Annotated in this window: 14 protein-coding genes; 8 read left to right on the top strand and 6 right to left on the bottom strand. The window is 67.8% G+C overall.

All coding sequences use genetic code 11. The features are described 5' to 3' along the window. From AVCA_RS19950 to ssuD, 4 genes are all read right to left on the bottom strand, one after another. Positions 1 to 1,335: an OprD family porin gene (locus AVCA_RS19950; RefSeq protein ID WP_012702871.1), complete on the bottom strand. Its 1,335-nt coding sequence runs from the start codon at positions 1,333 to 1,335 to the stop codon at positions 1 to 3. Positions 1,336 to 1,617: 282 nt separating this feature from the next. Beyond that, positions 1,618 to 2,808 (bottom strand): trans-sulfuration enzyme family protein, encoded by a 1,191-nt coding sequence (locus AVCA_RS19955; protein ID WP_012702873.1) that lies wholly within the window; start codon positions 2,806 to 2,808, stop codon positions 1,618 to 1,620. A 141-nt stretch (positions 2,809 to 2,949) separates the two neighbouring features. Then, on the bottom strand, positions 2,950 to 3,801 hold the full coding sequence (locus AVCA_RS19960; RefSeq protein WP_012702874.1) for an amidohydrolase family protein: 852 nt from the start codon (positions 3,799 to 3,801) through the stop codon (positions 2,950 to 2,952). Beyond that, positions 3,798 to 4,931, bottom strand: coding sequence for an FMNH2-dependent alkanesulfonate monooxygenase (gene ssuD, locus AVCA_RS19965; protein WP_012702875.1), 1,134 nt, complete (start codon positions 4,929 to 4,931; stop codon positions 3,798 to 3,800). The genes AVCA_RS19960 and ssuD overlap by 4 nt, the downstream gene beginning before the upstream one ends. 612 nt (positions 4,932 to 5,543) lie before the next feature. Between ssuD and AVCA_RS19970 the strand changes: the two genes are divergently transcribed. The 3 genes from AVCA_RS19970 to chrA all read left to right on the top strand — a co-directional run bounded on the left by AVCA_RS19970 (position 5,544) and on the right by chrA (position 9,339). Next, positions 5,544 to 6,731, top strand: a complete 1,188-nt coding sequence (locus AVCA_RS19970; RefSeq protein WP_012702877.1) for an acyl-CoA dehydrogenase family protein — start codon at positions 5,544 to 5,546, stop codon at positions 6,729 to 6,731. 9 nt (positions 6,732 to 6,740) lie between these two features. Continuing rightward, positions 6,741 to 7,844: a sigma-54 interaction domain-containing protein gene (locus tag AVCA_RS19975; RefSeq protein ID WP_012702878.1), complete on the top strand. Its 1,104-nt coding sequence runs from the start codon at positions 6,741 to 6,743 to the stop codon at positions 7,842 to 7,844. Between the two features lie 133 nt (positions 7,845 to 7,977). Then, complete coding sequence (chrA, locus tag AVCA_RS19980) at positions 7,978 to 9,339, top strand: chromate efflux transporter (RefSeq protein ID WP_012702879.1); 1,362 nt, start codon at positions 7,978 to 7,980, stop codon at positions 9,337 to 9,339. A 146-nt stretch (positions 9,340 to 9,485) separates the two neighbouring features. Here the strand turns inward: chrA and AVCA_RS19985 are convergent, their stop codons facing one another. Continuing rightward, on the bottom strand, positions 9,486 to 9,758 hold the full coding sequence (locus tag AVCA_RS19985) for an HU family DNA-binding protein (RefSeq protein ID WP_012702880.1): 273 nt from the start codon (positions 9,756 to 9,758) through the stop codon (positions 9,486 to 9,488). Positions 9,759 to 10,478: 720 nt separating this feature from the next. Between AVCA_RS19985 and AVCA_RS19990 the strand changes: the two genes are divergently transcribed. The 5 genes from AVCA_RS19990 (at position 10,479) to AVCA_RS20010 (ending at position 17,590) form a co-directional block, all read left to right on the top strand. Continuing rightward, positions 10,479 to 11,813: an LLM class flavin-dependent oxidoreductase gene (locus tag AVCA_RS19990; RefSeq protein ID WP_012702881.1), complete on the top strand. Its 1,335-nt coding sequence runs from the start codon at positions 10,479 to 10,481 to the stop codon at positions 11,811 to 11,813. A gap of 292 nt (positions 11,814 to 12,105) precedes the next feature. Further along, positions 12,106 to 14,253 (top strand): TonB-dependent receptor family protein, encoded by a 2,148-nt coding sequence (locus AVCA_RS19995; protein ID WP_012702882.1) that lies wholly within the window; start codon positions 12,106 to 12,108, stop codon positions 14,251 to 14,253. A 19-nt stretch (positions 14,254 to 14,272) separates the two neighbouring features. Further along, the gene (locus AVCA_RS20000; RefSeq protein WP_012702883.1) at positions 14,273 to 15,619 is read left to right on the top strand and encodes an LLM class flavin-dependent oxidoreductase; all 1,347 of its coding nucleotides are present in this window, start codon (positions 14,273 to 14,275) and stop codon (positions 15,617 to 15,619) included. Between the two features lie 43 nt (positions 15,620 to 15,662). After that, positions 15,663 to 16,730 (top strand): PhnD/SsuA/transferrin family substrate-binding protein, encoded by a 1,068-nt coding sequence (locus AVCA_RS20005; RefSeq protein WP_012702884.1) that lies wholly within the window; start codon positions 15,663 to 15,665, stop codon positions 16,728 to 16,730. Positions 16,731 to 16,759: 29 nt separating this feature from the next. Then, complete coding sequence (locus tag AVCA_RS20010; protein ID WP_012702885.1) at positions 16,760 to 17,590, top strand: class II aldolase/adducin family protein; 831 nt, start codon at positions 16,760 to 16,762, stop codon at positions 17,588 to 17,590. Here AVCA_RS20010 and AVCA_RS20015 read toward each other — a convergent pair. Next, entirely contained in the window at positions 17,559 to 18,503 is a 945-nt protein-coding gene (locus tag AVCA_RS20015; protein WP_012702886.1) for a LysR family transcriptional regulator, read from the bottom strand. The genes AVCA_RS20010 and AVCA_RS20015 overlap by 32 nt on opposite strands. Positions 18,504 to 18,551: the final 48 nt, after the last annotated feature.

An 18,551-nucleotide genomic window follows, 5' to 3' on the forward strand; every position in this document is an offset into this window, starting at 1 on the left:
TCAGCGCAGGCTCAGCGGGTATTCGACGATCAGGCGCAGTTCGTCGATGTCGGCTTCGGCGGTGTGGTCGCCGTTGACCCGGTGGGTGGCCTGCAGGATCTTGAAGGTCAGGTCCTTGGCCGGCCCGGACTGCACCACGTAGCTGATCCAGAAATTGCGCTCCCAGTGGCGGCCGTCGCGGATGTTCTGGTAGGCGGCGTAGCCCGGCCCGACCTTGCTGCCGTCGATGTCGGTGCCGCGCAGGTAGCGGGCGATCAGCGTCAGGCCGGGCAGGCCCAGGGCGGCGAAATCGTAGTCGTAGCGCAGCATCCAGGTGCGCTCGTTGGGGTTGTTGAAGTCGGAGACCTGCGAGCCGGTGTTGAGGAAGAAGTCCCAGGTGTTCCACAGGTAGTCGAAGGGCGAGTCGTCGTCGATCCGCGTGTGGGTCAGGGTCAGCGCGTGAGGGCCGTGGGTCGCGCCGACGTGGGCGCTCCAGGAATCGTTGTCGATGTCGCCGAGCAGCGACTTGCCGGTGTCGCGGGTGCGGATGTACTTGAAGCCGGTGTTGAAGCCCCAGCCGCCGCCCAGCGGCTGTATCCAGTCGCCGTAGAGGGCGGTCTGGTTCCACACGTCGTCGAGCCGGCCGTGGTGCAGGCGGAAGAAGAAGCGGCCGTCGTACTTGTAGTCGGCGCCGCCGTAGATGAAGTCGTCGGCCTCCTTGAAGCGCCCGCCGTAGGCGGTGCCCAGATCGCCGTTGTGGGCGGTGGCCGAGCGGTCGCTGCCGGACTCCACCTTGCCGCCCACCAGGGTCAGGCCCTCGATCGAGGTGTTCTCGAAGAATGCGCCGCGAAAACTCTGCGGCAGCAGGCGGGTATCGCTGGCGTTGATCACCGGGCTGGCCGGCCGGTAATCGCCGTAGCGCAGCACGGTGTCCTCGAACAGGCGCAGCTTGAGGGCGACGTCGACCTTGCCGAAGTCGTCCTTGGGCTTGCCGTCGAAGTTGTAGCCGCGCCGCGGGATCAGGCCGTTGCCGGCGTTGCTGTCGCCGACCTGGCCGTCGCCGCCGTCCAGCTTCCAGCCGAACAGGCCGCGCACATCCAGGCCGAAACCGACCGGGCCGGGCGTGAAACCCGACTCGAAGGTGGCGGTCACCCCGTGCGCCCACTCGGCGCGCATGTGCTTGCTCTCGCCGGTCTGCGGGTTGCGGAACCCGCTGTCGTTGCGAAAGTCCTGGCGCATGTAGAAGTTGCGGTTGAACACCTTGAAGGTGGAATCCTCGAAGAAGCCCTCGCCGGCGGCGAGCGACGGCAGGGCCAGAGCGATGGACAAGGAAAGGTAGCGGACGGGGCTGTGCATGGATCTGTTCCTGTGGCTGATCGTGGCGCCCTCCTCCGTGGAGGCGCGCCAGCTAGCAGCTCAATATCCATGCCAGGAAAAAATCCGTTTTTATTCAAATATTTAAATCAAAAGGCCGGACTCCGGCGAATACCCTCAGCAGCAAAGTGCCCATTCGCTGTTGCCCGCCGGGCAGCGGCGCCGGGGCGGGTCCGCTACCTGCGAAAGCAGATTCATCCGCGATGATCGGTGCCACCCCGCGGTTCCGGTCGCGAATGAATGCCCCCTTGCGGGAGCCGCCGCTCAGAGCCGCTCCAGCGCCTGGACGAAATCGTCGACGATGTCCCCGGCCTCCTCGATGCCCACGGAGACGCGCACGGTGCCGTCGTGGATGTCCAGGGCGGCGAGGACTTCCGGCGCCAGGGCGCGGTGCGAGGTCTTGCCCGGATGGCTGATGCTGGTCGCCACGCCGGCCAGCGAGGGGGCGAACACCGCGAGGCGCAGCGCGCGGATCAGCCGGTCGACCTCGGCCAGGCCGCCGTCGAGGGTGAAGCTCAGCATGCCCGAGCAGCCGTCGGGGAACAGTCGCCGGGCCAGGGCGTGGTCGGGGTGCGAGGGCAGGCCGGGGTAGTGGACCCGGAGCACCTTCGGATGGGCTTCGAGCGCCTCAGCCAGCGCCTGGGCGTTGCGCGAGTGGGCCTGCATGCGCAGGGCCAGGGTCTTGGCGCCGCGCAGGGTCAGCCAGGCCTCGAAGGGGCTGGCGCTGCCGCCGGCGTTGATCTGGAAGCGCCGCGCCCGCTCGACCCATTCGGCGTCGCCGGCGAGGATGCCGCCGGTGGCGTCGCTGTGGCCGTTGAGGTACTTGGTGGTGCTGTGCAGCACCAGGTCGGCGCCGTGGTCCAGCGGACGGAACAGCGCCGGCGAGAGGAAGGTATTGTCGACCAGCAGCTTGAGCCCGTGTTTCTTCGCCAGTGTGGCCAGCGCCGGCACGTCGCTGACCCGCACCAGCGGGTTGGAGGCGGTTTCCGTGTAGATCAGCCGGGTGCGCGGACCTATCGCCGCCTCCACCGCGGCCAGATCGCCGATGTCCACCAGGCTGGAGGCGATGCCGAGGCGGCCCAGTTCCTTCTCGATCAGGCTCTGGGTGGTGCCGTACAGCTCGCGGCTGGCGATCAGGTGGTCGCCGGCCTCCAGGTTGCCGAGCAGCGCCGCGCCGATCGCCGCCATGCCGGAGGCGCCGAACAGCGCCGCTTCGCCGCCCTCCAGGGCGAGGATCAGCGCTTCCAGCGCGGCCGGATTGGGATTGCCGATGCGCGTGTACATGTAGTTGTCGGGATTGCCGGCGAGGAAGTCGTCGACCTGCGCCAGCGAGTCGTAGACGAACACCGAGGTCTGGTAGATCGGCAGGGTCTTGGCATGGGTGACCATCTGCCGGTCGATTTCGTTGCCCGCGTGCACGGCGCGGGTGGAAAAGCCCTGGGGGATCTTGAACATGACGGGATTCCGGGGACGGGGATCGGGGGAAACAGGATAGGGGATCGGGCGCGGGGCGCGGGAGTCGCTGCGGACGCCTCGAGCGCCCTCTCCCGCCCGCGGGAGAGGGATGGGGAGAGGGCAAGGGGAAGCTCGGCGGCCCTACTTCGCCAGGCCGAACAGCCGCGCGGCATTGTCGTGGAGCAGCTTGTCCAGCACGTCCTCGCGAAAGCCCAGGGCGAGGAAGTCGTCGATGGTCTGGCGGATCGGCCGGAACGGGTAGGACGAGCCGAACAGCAACTGCTCGCCGAGAAAGCCGTTGGCCGCCTGCACGTAGGCCGCCGTGCCCGGTTGGAACAGGTACATGTCCGGCACAGCGAGGATGTTCTCGTAGCGGAAGGCCACGCCGATCAGTTGCTGCACGTTCGGCCAGTAGCCGTGGTAGCAGACGATCGGCAGCGTCGGGAAGCTGCGCGCGACCTTGGCCAGCCGGCCGGGGTCGTTGAACGCCGGGTCGGGGGTGGTCGGCCCGGACATCAGGAACAGCGGGATCTTGCGTGCCGCCAGGTGCTCGTAGACTGGGAAATACAGCGGATCATCCGGGTGCCGGGCCGGTTCGCCGAAGCCCGGCTCCAGGTCGATGCCGGACAGGCCGAGTTGGTCGATGGCGCGGTCGATCTCCTCCACCGCGCCCTCGATGCCCTGCAGCGCCGGATCGATGCCGGCGATGCCGAGCAGTTCGTCGTGGCCGTGGACGATCTCGTGGATGAAGTCGTTGGGCAGGTGCTGGGACGGAGTGTGCCGGCCGACCACCACCGCCTTCTCCAGCCCGGCGTCGCGCACCTCGGCGAGAAAGCCCTCGGCGCTCAGCGAACGCTCGAAGTGCGCGTCGTCGCCACGGGTGCCGACCCGCCGGTTCAGCCAGCGCGCGGCGGCGTGCTCGGGCGAGCCTGGGGTGGCGCCGAAGAAGTCGTGTAGGTACGCCGGCCGGCAGCGCATGTCAATGACCTTCATGCGGCGGCCTCGCTCTTGGTGGCGCGCACGTCGAAGGCGCCGCCGGTCAGTTCCTCCTCGACGGTCACCGGCTGCTTGCCGGGCAGCAGCGGGAACACCAGTTCGGCGAAGCGAATGGCCTCCTCCAGGTGCGGATAGCCGGAGAGCACGAAGCTGTCGACGCCGAGGTCGGCGTATTCCTTGAGGCGCGCGGCCACGGTCTGCGGGTCGCCGACCAGCGCGGTGCCGGCGCCGCCGCGCACCAGGCCGACCCCGGCCCAGAGGTTGGGGCTGACTTCCAGTTTGTCGCGCCGCCCGCCGTGCAGCGCGGCCATGCGCCGCTGGCCCTCGGAGTCCATGGCCGCGTAGTTGGCCTGGGCCTTGGCGATGGTCTCGTCGTCGAGATGGCTGATCAGCTTCTCGGCGGCGGCCCAGGCTTCCTCGTTGGTCTCGCGCACGATCACGTGCAGGCGCACGCCGAAGCGCACGCTGCGCCCGTACTTCTTCGCCCGCTCGCGCACGTCGGCGATCTTCTCGGCCACCGCCGCCGGCGGTTCGCCCCAGGTCAGGTAGGCGTCGACGTGCTTGGCCGCCAGTTCGTGGGCCGCCGGCGAGGAGCCGCCGAAATACAGCGGCGGATAGGGTTGCTGCACCGGCGGGAAGAAGTTCTTCGCGCCCTCGACGGTGACGTGCTTGCCGGCGAAGTCGACGGTCTTGCCCTGCAGCAGGTCGCGCCACACGGTGAGCACTTCGTCGGCCGCCTCGTAGCGCTCGTCATGGTCGAGGAACACACCGTCGGCGGCCAGTTCGGTGGCATCGCCGCCCGGCACCACGTTGAGCAGCAGGCGGCCCTTCAGCGCCTGGTCGAGAGTGGCGGCCTGGCGCGCGGTGGCGGTCGGGCCGCTGACCGAGGTGCGCAACGCCACCAGCAGCTTGATGCGGCTGGTCACTGGCACCAGGCTGGCCGCCGTCACCCAGGGGTCCAGGCAACTGCTGCCGGTGGGGATCAGCAGGCCGTCGTAGCCGAGGCTTTCGGCGGTCACGGCGATCTGCCGCATGTATTCGTTGGTCGCCGGGCGGCCGGAGGAAGACTTGCCGAGATAGCGGGTATCGCCGGAAGTGGGAAGGAACCAGAAGATGTCCAGACTCATGAATGCGTGCCTCAGGATGAATGCGGGCGCAGCGATGCGCGGTCCATCCTTCCGGCAAGCCCCATGCCAGAGCGCACCGGCGACTTCCGCAGCAAAGAAAATTGCGGCGAAATATCGGAAGACGGCAAACAAGAAACGCGATCTTGCAGAAAAAGCCCAACGGATCGCGGAGCATGCCGGCCCCCTCGTCCGCCGCCGTTACCGCCAGTGCTGCGGGATATCTGTCCTCCCGGCAACACTTTGCGGAGCAAGTGTTGCAGGAGAAACAGTTGCCCGAGCAACAGTTGAGCCCGCCCAGGCGACAACCTTGCCGAATCCCTTAAGCAAATAACAAAAAGATATTTAATCTTGAATTTTTATATCGCCTAGATTAGCCACATCGATTCTTCGGGCCAGCCGACCGCGATGCGCCAGCCCGGGAGCGGCCAACTGTTGGCTCGACAACAGTCGATCAAGTGTTGCCCCGGCAACAGCGATTCAACAATGCAGTACCGGAGGCAACAGGAACGGCTTGGTGAAATTCGCCAAGCCGTTGATTCGAAAGCACTTCCTGGCATGGCACAGGGATTGCCGTCATTGGGGCCAGTCGAACCACAGCCAGAGGAACAGCGTGTGACCGCCATCCAACAACCCAAGGTTCTGCCGCCCCTGCAGATCGCCCGCAAACTGGCCGCCGAATTCGCCGAGACCGCCGCCGAGCGCGATCTGCAGGGCGGCACGCCGAAGGCCCAGCGCGATGCCCTGCGCCAGAGCGGCCTGCTGGCCCTGGCCATCCCCCGCCAGTACGGCGGCCTGGGCGCCAGTTGGTGCGAGACCCTGGAGATCGTCCGCGAGTTCGCCCGCGTCGACAGCTCGATCGCCCATGTCTACGGTTTCCAGCACCTGATGCTGGCCACCGTGCGCCTGTTTTCCCGTCCGGACCAGTGGCAACCCTGGTTCGAGCAGACCGCGCGCAACCAGTGGTTCTGGGGCAACGCCCTGAACCCCCTGGATACCCGCACCATCGCCCGCCGGTTCGACGGCTGGCGCGAATTCTCCGGACGCAAGAGCTTCTGCTCCGGCTCGGCCGACTCGGAAATGCTGATCGCCTCGGCGCTCGACGAGAGCAATGGCGGCAAGCTGCTGATCGCCGCGCTGCCCAGCGGACGCAGCGGCATCACCCTGCACGACGACTGGGACAACATGGGCCAGCGCCAGACCGACAGCGGCAACGTCACCTTCGAGCGGGTGCGCGTCGAGGAGAACGAGCTGCTGCTGGACCCCGGTCCGCTGAGCACGCCCTTCGCCTGCCTGCGCCCGCTGATCGCCCAGTTGACCTTCGTCAACCTGTTCCTCGGCATCGCCGAAGGCGCCTTCGCCGAAGCCCGTCACTACACGCTCAAGGAAACCCGGCCGTGGTTCAAGTCCAGCGCCGCGCACATCGGCGAGGACCCCTATACCCTGCGCCACTTCGGCGAGTTCTGGGTCGGCCTGGAAAGCGTGCGCCTGCTCGCCGAGCGGGCCAATGCGCTGCTCGACGAGGCCTGGAGCAAGGAGGAACGCCTCGGCGCCGAGGAACGCGGCCGGCTCGCGGTGGCCATCGCCACCGCCAAGGTCGCCGCCAGTCGCGTCGGCCTCGAGCTGACCGGCCGGCTGTTCGAAGTCACCGGCGCCCGCGCCACTCATGCCGCCCTGCGCCTGGATCGCTACTGGCGCAACCTGCGTACCCAGACCCTGCACGACCCGCTGGACTACAAGCTCCACGAGTTGGGCGACTGGGCGCTGAACGGGACGCTGCCGACCCCAACCTTCTACTCGTAGCCGTCGACCATGCAACTGCTCACCCTTCCCCCGTCCCCCGCGCTGGCCACCTCGGTCCGGGCGACCGCGCAGGTCTTCGCCGACCCCAAGTCGCAGGCCCTGCTCGCCCACCTGCAACAGATCGCGCCGAGCGACGCCAGCGTGTTGATCATCGGCGAGACCGGCACCGGCAAGGAGCTGGTGGCCCGCCACGTGCACAACCTCAGCAAGCGCCGCGGCGGCCCCTTCGTCGCGGTGAACTGCGGCGCTTTCTCGGAAAATCTGGTGGAAGCCGAACTGTTCGGCCACGAGAAGGGCGCCTTCACCGGCGCCCTCAGCGCCAAGGCCGGCTGGTTCGAGGCGGCCAACGGCGGCACCCTGTTCCTCGACGAGATCGGCGACCTGCCGCTGGCGATCCAGGTCAAGCTGCTGCGCGTGCTGCAGGAGCGGGAGGTGGTGCGCCTCGGCTCGCGCAAGAGCATCCCCATCGACGTGCGGGTGCTCGCCGCGACCAACGTGCAACTGGAGAAGGCCATCAACGCCGGCAACTTCCGCGAGGACCTCTACTACCGCCTCAACGTGGTCAGCCTCGAACTCGCCCCGCTGCGCGAGCGCCCCGGCGACGTGCTGCCGCTGGTCCGCCACTTCATCGGCGAATACAGCCGGCGCCTGGGCTACAGCGAAATCGCCCTGGACCGGGACGCCGAGGAGAAGCTGCTCGCCTATTCCTGGCCGGGCAACATCCGCGAGCTGGAAAACGTCATCCACCACACCCTGCTGATCTGCCGCAACGACCTGATCCGCGCCGCCGACCTGCACCTGTCCAACCTGCGCATCGAACGCCAGGAGGAAACCGCCCCGAGCGCCGACGAGTCGGCCGAGGCGCTGCTGCAGCGCGCCTTCCAGAAGCTCTTCGAGGAGGACTGCGGCGCCCTGCACGCACGGGTCGAGGCGGCCCTGCTGCGCACCGCCTACCGCTTCTGCCACTGCAACCAGGTGCACACCGCCAACCTGCTCGGCCTCAGCCGCAACGTCACCCGCGCGCAACTGATCCGCATCGGCGAGCTGGTGGTGAACAAGCGCCGCAGCCTGCTGCCGCCGACGAGCCGGCGACGGGTCGACCTGTCGATCTGAGTCCGCCCCGGACGACGGTCAGACGGACGAAACAGGGGCCGTCCATACTGTGAGGAGCATGCTGTCGCACGCGTCGCCGCCCGACCGTGACCCGGTCCGGCGGTGCTCCCCCGAGCCCGGTGAAGAGTCCCCGATGCCTGAAATCCGCGCCCTGCCCCAGCACCGCTCCCGACCGGACCGCGCGCCCGTCAGCCTGGGCCAGGCCCTGCGCTTCTGGTTCAAGCTCGGCTTCATCAGCTTCGGCGGTCCGGCCGGGCAGATTTCGATCCTGCACCAGGAACTGGTCGAGCGCCGCCGCTGGATCTCCGAAAGCCGTTTCCTGCATGCCCTGAACTTCTGCATGCTGCTGCCCGGCCCCGAGGCGCAGCAGCTCGCCACCTACCTCGGCTGGCTGCTGCACGGTACCCGCGGCGGGGTGATCGCCGGGGTGCTGTTCGTGCTGCCCTCGCTGTTCATCCTGATCGCCCTGTCCTGGATCTACCTCGCCTTCGGCGACGTACCGCTGGTCGCCGGGCTGTTCTACGGCATCAAGCCGGCGGTGACCGCCATCGTCGTCCACGCCGCCCACCGCATCGGCTCGCGCACCCTGCGCAACGCCTGGCTGTGGGCGATCGCCGCGGCGGCTTTCGTGGCGATCTTCGCCCTCGACGCACCCTTTCCGCTGATCGTGCTGGGCGCCGCGCTGCTCGGCCACCTGGGCGGGCGCCTGGCGCCGGAGCTATTCGGCGCCGACAGTCATGCGGCGGCGAAACGCGACTCCGGCCCGGCGCTGATCGACGACCACAGCCCGACGCCCGCGCATGCGCGCTTCAGCCGCGCGCGGCTGGCGCGCCTGCTGCTGGTCGGCGCCCTGCTCTGGCTGCTGCCGATGGGCCTGCTGACCGCGCTCTACGGTTGGCACGGCACCCTGACGCAGATGGGCTGGTTCTTCACCAAGGCCGCGCTGCTCACCGTCGGCGGCGCCTACGCCGTGCTGCCCTACGTCTACCAGGGCGCGGTCGGCCACTACGGCTGGCTGACCCCGACGCAGATGATCGACGGCCTGGCCCTCGGCGAGACCACGCCGGGGCCGCTGATCATGGTGGTGGCTTTCGTCGGCTTCGTCGGCGGCTACGTGCGCCAGGTGTTCGGCGCGGAGCAGGCCTTCCTCGCCGGCACGCTGGCCGCCTGCCTGGTCACCTGGTTCACCTTCCTGCCGTCGTTCCTCTTCGTCCTCGCCGGCGGCCCGCTGGTGGAGTCCACCCACGGCGAACTGAAATTCACCGCCCCGCTGACCGCCATCACCGCCGCCGTGGTGGGGGTGATCTTCAACCTGGCGCTGTTCTTCGGCTACCACGTGCTCTGGCCCGAGGGCTCCGCCGGCCGCTTCGACTGGCCCTCGGCGCTGCTCGCCGCGGCCGCCGCCGTCGCGCTGTTCCGCTTCGGGCGCGGGGTGATCGAGGTGCTGGCGGGCTGTGCGCTGGCGGGCCTGCTGGTGCACCTGGCCTTGCACTGACGGGAAAAGAACATCCAGGGACCTATCCCGCTGGCCGGGCCGCATGCCATGCAATGATTCGCGAGGCGAAAGCGGCATCGCCGAAAGGGATGGGCGTTCGGTCCGGCGCGAACCCGGGGCTTTGCCAGGGCCGGCCCGGCACCAACTTAGTTCACGGCCTCTTTCAGGCCCTTGCCCGCCTTGAAACCGGGCGTTTTCGCCGCAGCGATCTCGATCTCCTTGCCTGTCTGGGGATTGCGCCCGGTACGCGCCGCCCGCTCCTTGACGCTGAAGGTCCCGAACCCGATCAGCCCCACTTCATGACCGGCTTTCAGCTCCGCCGTGATCGTTTCCAGCAGCGCATTGACAACCTTGGTGGCAGTGTTCTTATCGAGATCGGCGTGGGTGGATACGCTGGCGATCAGTTCGGATTTGTTCATCGGGATTTCTCGGCTTGTGGCTGGTAATGGAGGACAGGGGTCCTCGGGGTGTCCGACCATACGGCATTTGTGGTCAATCGGCGATACGAATCGCGAATTCGGCCAGTGTTTTCGGTGGATTCGCCGGCTTTTGCCCAGGGCGCGTCATCGATTGTCTCCCGCGTTGCGGCAGACGGGTTCCGGTCTCAGGAGACGGCCTTCGCACGTATCGGGCCATGCCTGGCGGCCGGTTCGCCCACCGCCACAAAATGCAAAAAACTAATTTAAGACAAAAATATATATATAAAAATAATAATAACTATAGAGAGAAATGTACTTTTACAGGGATTTTTCATAGCTGTAGTTTCGACTCCAGCCGACCCCCTCTTCCGGTTGGAGGCAACCGACCAGCCATCGACCTGGTTTCATGAAGAGGGGAACGGAATGCAAGCGCAGCCAAGCCACCGAGCCGACCTTTCCTTTGCGTACGACGAGTTTTCGTACCGCGAGTGTCCGCACGGCGCGGGCGGCCCCGGGCTCTTCGGAGCGCTCCGCTCCTCCAGCGACTCCACCGGTATCGCCCTTCTCCGGGCGCGGCCTTCGCATCGTCGCTCCCCGGCCTCGCGGGGAGCTTTCCAGCCAATCCGGCCATCCCGCCCCCGCCAAGGCAGCCGCCCCGCGCGACTGCCGGCGCAGCGCGCCGGAATCCCTTTGCCCCAGACCAGAGGAGGTAAACGATAAATGTCCAAGGCTCCCGGATCATTGAAACTGGGTTTGCTGCTCAACTCGCCGGGAGGCTCCCGAGCCGGCGTGGTGACGGCGGGTCCGGCCCGCCCGTCCCTGCTTTCCGAATACCAGGAGGCGGTGCGCCAGTTGGAGAAGGCCCGTTTCGACTTCGCCATGGTCGCCGACACGGTGTTCAGCGACGTGGACAACCTGACGCCACCACGGCCGGAACCGGTCACCCTGTTCGCGGCGCTGGCGGCCGTGACCTCCCACATCGGCCTGCTGTCCACCGTGTCCACCAGTTTCACCGAACCCTTCAACCTGGCCCGGCAGATCCTCTCCCTGGATCACTTGAGCAACGGCCGGGCGGCCTGGAACGTGGTGACCTCCAGCGCCGGCGAACGCAACTTCGGCACCACGCCCCTGCCCGCCCACAGCGAGCGCTACCGGCGCGGGCTGGAATACGTCGAGGTGGTGCGCAAGCTGTGGGACTCCTGGGAAGAGGACGCGCTCTACCTGGATACCGACCGGAGACTCGCCGTCGATGCCGGCAAGGTGCACAGGATCGACCACCGGGGCAAGTTCTTCTCCGTGGAAGGCCCGCTGAACCTGTCCCGCTCGCCACAGGGCCAGCCGGTGCTGTTCCAGGCCGGCTCGTCGGAGGACGGCAAGGCGTTCGCGGCGCATTTCGCCGAGGGCGTCTACACCGCCCAGCACACGCTGAAGGAGGCCCGGCAGTTCTACGACGACCTCAAGGAAAAGACCCGTCGCGCCGGGCGCAATCCCGACCACATCAAGATCCTGCCCGGCCTCAGCACCCTGATCGGCGACACCGAGGAGGCGGCCCGGCGTCTGGACGAGCAACAGTTCGAGGCCTCCGGCCGCAGCGCCGTCCAAGCCCTGGAAAGCAACCTGGGCGGCATCGATGTGAGCGACCTGGACCTGGACCAGAGGATTCCCGCGGAACGCCTGCCCGCCCTGCTCAGCGTCGAGGGACGCCAGAGCCGCTACGGCATCTTCCGCCAGCGCGCCCTGGAGGAAGGCTGGACGCTGCGCCAGTTGCTGAAGCTGCAGGCGGCTTCCGCCGGGCACGGGCGGATCGTCGGCACGCCGGAACAGGTGGCCGACCGCATCCAGGAATGGTTCCTCAACGGCGCCGCGGACGGCTTCATCGTCATGCCGGGCCAGGGCCCGGAGGGCAGCACCCTGTTCGCCGAGCAGGTGGTGCCGATCCTGCAGCGGCGCGGCCTGTTCCGTACGGACTACGAGGCCGGCACCCTGCGCGGCAACCTGGGGTTGCCCATTCCCCGGAGCCACTACGGCGGCTGGCGGAAAGTGGCCGGGGAATGATGCGGAAAGTCGTTTTTCCCGTACCGATCACAAGGAGAGGAATTATCGACCGATAGTTCGAGCGGCCATGTTTTCCATGGTCGCTTCATATGAATAAAACGGCCGAAGTTCCCGACGACCGCTTCAAGGTTATTCGATAGAAACCGCGAAAAACGCGGTAAGGCGAATCATTGCCCGCTTACGGGGATTTCCATCGATCGAAAAGTCGATCCGCATTGGTTTTTCCATGTTGGAAAGTTGCCTGGACAGATCCTCGTAACAGGCGGGGCCGCCGAAACAAGGAGTTCGCACGATGAATGAGATCGCCCGTCCGACATCGTTCCGGGACGGCCTGTTCCGGGGTTCGCCGGGCAAAGTCGCCATGGCCTTGTTATTGGCCCATGGGCAATTGTACGCGCAGGAGGACAAGAACGAAGAAAACCCCACCCTGGGCACGGTGGTCGTCCAGCATGAAAGACTGACCCCGGCGGAACAGGCCAGGACCCGGATCGAAAACATTCCGGGCGGCGCCAGCGTCGTCGACAGCGCCCAGGTGGAACTGGGCAAGGCGGCCACCGTGCAGGACATCCTGGCCTATCAGCCGGGCGTATTCGTGCAGAGCGTCGGCGGCAACGATGCCATCAAGGTGTCCATCCGCGGCTCCGGCATCCAGTCGGCGCCGGGCAACATGACCGAGGGGATCAAGTTTCTTTTCGACGGCCTGGCGCTGACCGGGCCGGGCGGCACCTCCTATGAACTGTTCGAGCCGCTCGGACTCGACCATACGGAAGTGCTGCGCGGCGCCAACGCCTTCGACTACGGCGCGGTGACGCTGGGCGGCGCGATCAACTTCGTCAGCGCCAACGGCCTGAACGCGCCGGGCACCCGGGTGCACGTCGAAGGCGGCAAGTACGGCTACCGCAAGGCGTTCGCAGGCACCGGCGGTACCCTGGGCGACGCCGACTACCATTTCAGCGTGAAGGAATCCCGCCGCGACGGCTTCCAGCGGCAGACCTTCAAGCGGGCCGAGGGCCTGTCGGCCAACCTGGGCTACCGCTTCAGCCCCGACCTGGAGTCGCGGCTGATCCTGCGCTACAACGAGGAGTTCCACGAGCAGTCCGCGCCGCTGACCCGCGCCCGGTTGCACCACGATCCCTCGGACACCACCAGCGCCTACCGGGTCTCGCGCAGCAACGTGGACAAGTACGGCTCCTTCCTGGCCGGCCTCAAGACCACCTGGCAGATCGACGACCATTCCCTGCTGGAAGTCGGGCTGGCCTACTACAAATACCCACAGAAACTGAACCGCTACAGCACCACGCCCAGCACCTCGGATTACCGCGACCTCAACCCCTCGATCCGCTACATCCGCAACGACACCCTGTTCGGCCTGCCCAGCGAGACCATCGCCAGTTGGTACTACACCCGGCACGTCAAGGGCGAGACCGACGCCTACCAGAGGAACGCCGACGGCTCCCTGACCCATACCAAGAAGAGCCGCTACAAGGGCTCCTACGACAACGTGTTCGTGCTGGGCAATACCCTGGACCTGACCCGCGACCTGAAACTGCTGACCGGGCTCACCGCCATCCAGGTCCGGCGCGACGTCGAGTTGGCGTATTCGGCGGCACCGATCAACAGCGGCTACTCCGACCGGGTCAACTACGACAACTGGAGCCTGGCACCGCGCCTGGGGCTGAGCTGGCAGCTCAACCCGACCCTGCAGGTGTTCGCCAACGCCAGCCGCTCGATCAACCCGGTGGCCACCTGGGGCTACTCGCCTTCCACCTTCAGCACCGCGGTCAACTTCGTCAAGCAGTTGGAGGAGCAGAAGGCGAACACCCTGGAAGTGGGTCTGCGCGTCAAGACGGAGCGCCTCGACGGCAGCCTGGTTCTCTACCGCTCCTGGCTGCGCGACGAACTGCTGACGGTGGAACTCAGTCCCACCACCGAGACCTCCTCGGCGCTGGTCACCACCTCCAACGCCGACAAGACCATGCACCAGGGCGTGGAGGCCGGACTGGCGGCGACCCTGTGGGAGCATGGCGGCCACCGCTTGAGCCTGCGCCAGGCCTACACCTTCAGCGACTTCCGCTTCCGTGGCGACGACTCCTTCGGCTCCAACTACCTGCCCAACGTGCCGCGCCACATCTATCAGGCCGAACTGCACTACCAACAGGCCGGCGGCTTCTACGCCAGCCTGAACGTGCAGGCCCGTTCCGACTACTACATCGACTACGCCAACACCTTCAAATCCAACGGCTACGCCCTGCTCGGCGCCCGCCTGGGCTACCAGGCGCCGCAGCGCAAATGGTCGGTGTTCCTGGACGGCAGCAACCTCACCGACCGCGAATACGCCTCCAGCACCAACGTCGTCTACGACGCCCAGGGCAAGGACACGGCGTCCTTCTATCCCGGCGACGGCATCGGCGTGGTGGCCGGCCTCGACTTCCGTTTCTGACCCAGCAAGGAATCCTCCGATGACGAGCGAAAAACGCCAACTGCGCCTTGGCGCCTTCCTGTTCACCCCGGGCAACCAGATCGGCGGCTGGCGCCATCCGCGCGCCGTGCCGGAAACCGACCTGGACTTCTCCCGCTACATCCAACTGGCGCAGACCGCCGAGCGCGGCAGGCTGGACACCCTGTTCTTCCAGGACACCGTGGGCATCTCCGCCGACACCCTGGCCGACGGCGGCAATTCCGGCTACGGCCGGGCGGCCTGGCTGGACCCGCTCTCCCTGATCGCGGCCCTGGCCGCGGTGACGCGCCATATCGGCCTGGTCGCCACCGCCACCACCACCTACAACGAGCCTTACCACGTGGCCCGCAAGTTCGCCACCATCGACCACATCAGCGACGGCCGCGCCGGCTGGAACCTGGTGACCTCGCAGATTGAGGACGAGGCCGGCAACTTCGGCTTCGACCGGCACCTGGCCCATGCCGAGCGTTACGCACGGGCCGAGGAGTTCTACGACGTGGTGCGCGGCCTCTGGGACGGCTGGGAGGAAGGCGCCCTGCTGCGCGACAAGGCCGGCGGCCGCTACATCGACGCTACCAAGATCCATCCCCTGAACCACCGGGGCGAACGCTTCAAGGTACGCGGCCCCCTCAATGTCTCCCGCTCGCCCCAGGGCCGGCCGGTGGTTTCCCAGGCCGGCGCCTCTCCGGCCGGACGAGAGCTGGCGGCCCGCGGCGCCGACATCGTGTTCACCGCGGCGCAGACGCTGGAAGAAGCCCAGGCCTTCTACGCCGACGTGAAGCGGCGCGCCCGCGCCCATGGCCGCGACCCGGAGGACATCAAGATCCTGCCCGGCCTGCTGCCGGTCATCGGCGCCACGCAAAGCGAGGCCCGGGAGAAATACCAGGAACTGCTCGACCTGCTGCCCGCGGACCTGGACGCCAAGCCCCTGCAACGGCTGGCCGGCGAGCTGGATCTGTCCAGCTACCCGCTGGACGGCCCGCTGCCCGAGCTGCCCTACAACAACTCCGCGCACGGCCGCCAGCAACTGCTGGTGGACCTGGCCCGCCGGGAAAACCTGAGCATCCGCCAGTTGGCCCGGCGCTTCGCCCTGGCCGGCGGGCACCAGGTGGTCTACGGCACGCCGGAGACCATCGCCGACCACCTGCAGCACTGGCTGGAGGAGCGCGGCGCCGACGGCTTCAACCTGCAGTTCCCCTTCTTTCCGGCCCCGTTGGAGGAGTTCGTCGATCAGGTGGTGCCGGAACTGCAGCGGCGCGGCATTTTCCGCCGCGAATACGAAGGGCGCACGCTGCGCGAAAACCTCGGCCTGGCGATCCCGCAGAACCCCTGGACCGCCGCCCGCTGAAGCAGGGCCGGACGGCTCCCCTTCGAGCAACAGGAAATCCCCCATGAGCATGATCGCAAACCTGCCCGGCAGACTCCTGATCCTCCTCTCGCTGGCGCTGCTGGCGGCCTGTGGCGCGGACCCCGAGCCGCCCCGCCCGTCCGCCGGCGAGGCGCCGGACCTGTCCGGGGTGGTGCTGCGGGTCGGCGCGCCGAACAAGATCGGCAACCGTCCCTACCTGCAGGTGGCCGGGCAACTGGAGAACCTGCCCTACCGCATCGAATGGTCGGAATTCTCCGCCACTCCGGCGCTCCTGGAGGCGCTGCGCGGCGGCAACATCGACATCGGCGGCAACGGCGGCTCCACCGGCATCCTCTTCGAGGTCGCCAACAACACCGACAGCGGCATCAAGGTGATCGCCGCCGGACGCGCGGTCTCGACGGGCGCCGGCGCCGCCATCCTGGTGCGCGGCGACTCGCCCTACAAAGGCATCGCCGACCTCGGGGGCACCCGCTTTTCCGTGGTCAAGGGCACCGGCAGCCAGTACCTGCTGGGCCAGGCGCTGAAAAAGGAAAACCTCGGCCTGGACGACCTGCAACTGCTCCATTTGACCAACGACGCCGCCCTGGCCGCCCTGCTCGCCGGACACATCGACGCCTGGGCCACCTGGGACCCCCAGGCCAGCGTGCTGCAGTCGCACCCCGACCTGCGCCTGCTGGGCTGGATCGGCAACCCGGACGACTCCTGGACCATCCAGTACGCCTCGCAACAAGCCCTCGACGATCCCGGCAAACGCGCGGCGATCGCCGACTTCCTGGGGCGCCTGGCCTATTCCACGGTCTGGGTCGGCCGCCATCCCGAGCAATGGGCCGAGGTCAGCGGGCAACTGACCCGGATCGATCCGGCCGTGATGCTCGGGATCGCCCGCAAGACGCGTACCGAATACGGCCTGGACGGGGAACAGCGGACGGCGCTGGAAGCCTCCTTCCGGCGCGAGGCCGATTTCTGGCGGAGCATCGACGTGATCGGCGCGGCCCCGGAGATTCCCCGGCTGTTCGACCACCGCTTCAACGAACGGATGCTCGAAGCCACCCGCCGGGCCCGACAGACACTCGGCGAAACCGCGCCGTGACGATCGATCCACGTCGAAAAGGAACCACCATGCCCCAGACCCGCCGCTTTCCCCAGAGCATCTACGCCCTGCCCCTGGCCGACAACCGCCTGCGCCTCGACCGGGTGCCGCGACAGGCCGATCCGCTCGCCGAGCGCCTGCACCGGCGCCAGCGCCTGGCCGGCGCCTTCCGGCTGTTCGCCCGGCTGGGCTTCGAAGTGGGGGTGGCCGGGCACTTCACCGCCCGCGACCCCATCGAGACCGACCATTACTGGATCAACCCGCTGGGCGTGCCCTTCTCCCAGCTCCGCGTCTCGCACCTGCTGCGGGTCGATGGCGAAGGCCGGGTGGTGGAAGGCGACGGCCCCCTCAACAGCGGCGCCCTGAAGCTGCACTACCACCTGCAGAAGGCCCGCCCGGAGGTGGTGGGCATCGCCCACCTGCACGGCCTGCACGGTCGCGCCTGGTCCGCCCTGGGCCGCCCGTTCGAGCCGCTGACCGCCGAGTCGGCGGCCTTCTCCGGCAGCCAGGCGATCTTCCGCCGCCACGACCTGCGCGACGAACAGGGCAACCCGGAACGCCGCCCGGAACGGCTGACCCGGGCCTTCGTGGACAGCTTCGCCGACAACGACCTGCTGATCTGGCAGAACCACGGCCTCTGGACCACCGGCGCCAGCGTGGAAAGCGCCGCCTGGCGCAGCATCCTGGCGGACGACAGCGCCCGCACCCACCTGCTGGCCTACGCGGCGGGACGGCCGGTCATCCCCGACGCCGCGCTGGCGGCGGCCTCCATCGCCCCCGACAAGGAACTGGCCGACTGGCTGAACTTCCTGCCCCTGTGGGACCGGATCAGCGCCGAGGAGCCGGACCTGCTGGACTGAACGGCATCCCGCCGCATGCCGGGGCCTGTCCCGGACACAGATATGCGACGAGGCGGCGGATGGCCGTATCGCCCGCCTCATGGCGGCGCAGGCACACGCGCAGATCCCGCCGGGCCCAGGCATCCCGCAGGGATACGCTGGCGAGCGCCATCGTCTGCGCGGCACGCCTGGCGGTGGTTTCGGGGACGATGCCGATGCCGACGCCCGCCTGGGCCATCAGGCAGATGGCGTCGAAGCTGCGGAGCTGAACCCGCAAGCGCAGCCTGCGGCCTTCCCGCAACGCCCGGTCCGCGAGGAATCGCTGCAGTGCGCTCGCCCGATCGAGACCGATGAAGTCACGCCCCAGGACATCGGCGAAAGCGATGGAGGAGGCGCCGGCGAGCGGGTCGCGCGACGACGCCACGATCACGAAACGATCCGAGCGGAACGGCAGGGTCGACAGCGCGCCGGTATCGACGGTCCCGGCCACGATGCCGATATCGGCGGCGCCTTCCGCGACCAGGCCGACGATCTCGTCGCTGAGCCGTTCCTGGAGATCGACCGTCGTGCCGGGATGGGCGGCCAGGAAGCGACCGAGGACCTCCGGCAGGAACTCGGTCAGCGCATTGGTGTTGGACAGCAGCCGGACATGGGCGCCGGCGCCTCCCGAAAAGGCGCCCAGTTCCTCGTGCATCCGGTCGGCCCGCGCCAGCAGGCTGCGCGCATGGGCGAGCAGGGTGTGTCCGGCCGGCGTCAAGGTCACGCCCTGGCGGCTGCGCTCCAGCAGGCGGGTTCCGAGCATGGCCTCCATGCCACGCACCCGCGTGCTGGCCGCCGCCAGCGCCGTATGCGCCCGGACCGCGCCGCCCGTGATGCTGCCGGCTTCGGCGATGTGGCGAAACAGGTCGAGATCCGCGAGATCGAGGCGGGCCATGGCGATCCTTCGTTTTTCGCGAAGGATACCATGCGAAATCACGGATTC

This window comes from Azotobacter vinelandii CA (assembly GCF_000380335.1).
Lineage (GTDB): Bacteria > Pseudomonadota > Gammaproteobacteria > Pseudomonadales > Pseudomonadaceae > Azotobacter > Azotobacter vinelandii.

Excerpts from the sequence above, each read along its gene's own strand:
- AVCA_RS19950 (WP_012702871.1), bottom strand. The coding sequence starts at position 1,335 with ATGCACAGCCCCGTCCGCTACCTTTCCTTGTCCATCGCTCTGGCCCTG.
- AVCA_RS19955 (WP_012702873.1), bottom strand. The coding sequence starts at position 2,808 with ATGTTCAAGATCCCCCAGGGCTTTTCCACCCGCGCCGTGCACGCGGGC.
- AVCA_RS19960 (WP_012702874.1), bottom strand. The coding sequence starts at position 3,801 with ATGAAGGTCATTGACATGCGCTGCCGGCCGGCGTACCTACACGACTTC.
- ssuD (WP_012702875.1), bottom strand. The coding sequence starts at position 4,931 with ATGAGTCTGGACATCTTCTGGTTCCTTCCCACTTCCGGCGATACCCGC.
- AVCA_RS19975 (WP_012702878.1), top strand. The coding sequence starts at position 6,741 with ATGCAACTGCTCACCCTTCCCCCGTCCCCCGCGCTGGCCACCTCGGTC.
- chrA (WP_012702879.1), top strand. The coding sequence starts at position 7,978 with ATGCCTGAAATCCGCGCCCTGCCCCAGCACCGCTCCCGACCGGACCGC.
- AVCA_RS19985 (WP_012702880.1), bottom strand. The coding sequence starts at position 9,758 with ATGAACAAATCCGAACTGATCGCCAGCGTATCCACCCACGCCGATCTC.
- AVCA_RS19990 (WP_012702881.1), top strand. The coding sequence starts at position 10,479 with ATGTCCAAGGCTCCCGGATCATTGAAACTGGGTTTGCTGCTCAACTCG.
- AVCA_RS19995 (WP_012702882.1), top strand. The coding sequence starts at position 12,106 with ATGAATGAGATCGCCCGTCCGACATCGTTCCGGGACGGCCTGTTCCGG.
- AVCA_RS20000 (WP_012702883.1), top strand. The coding sequence starts at position 14,273 with ATGACGAGCGAAAAACGCCAACTGCGCCTTGGCGCCTTCCTGTTCACC.
- AVCA_RS20005 (WP_012702884.1), top strand. The coding sequence starts at position 15,663 with ATGAGCATGATCGCAAACCTGCCCGGCAGACTCCTGATCCTCCTCTCG.
- AVCA_RS20010 (WP_012702885.1), top strand. The coding sequence starts at position 16,760 with ATGCCCCAGACCCGCCGCTTTCCCCAGAGCATCTACGCCCTGCCCCTG.
- AVCA_RS20015 (WP_012702886.1), bottom strand. The coding sequence starts at position 18,503 with ATGGCCCGCCTCGATCTCGCGGATCTCGACCTGTTTCGCCACATCGCC.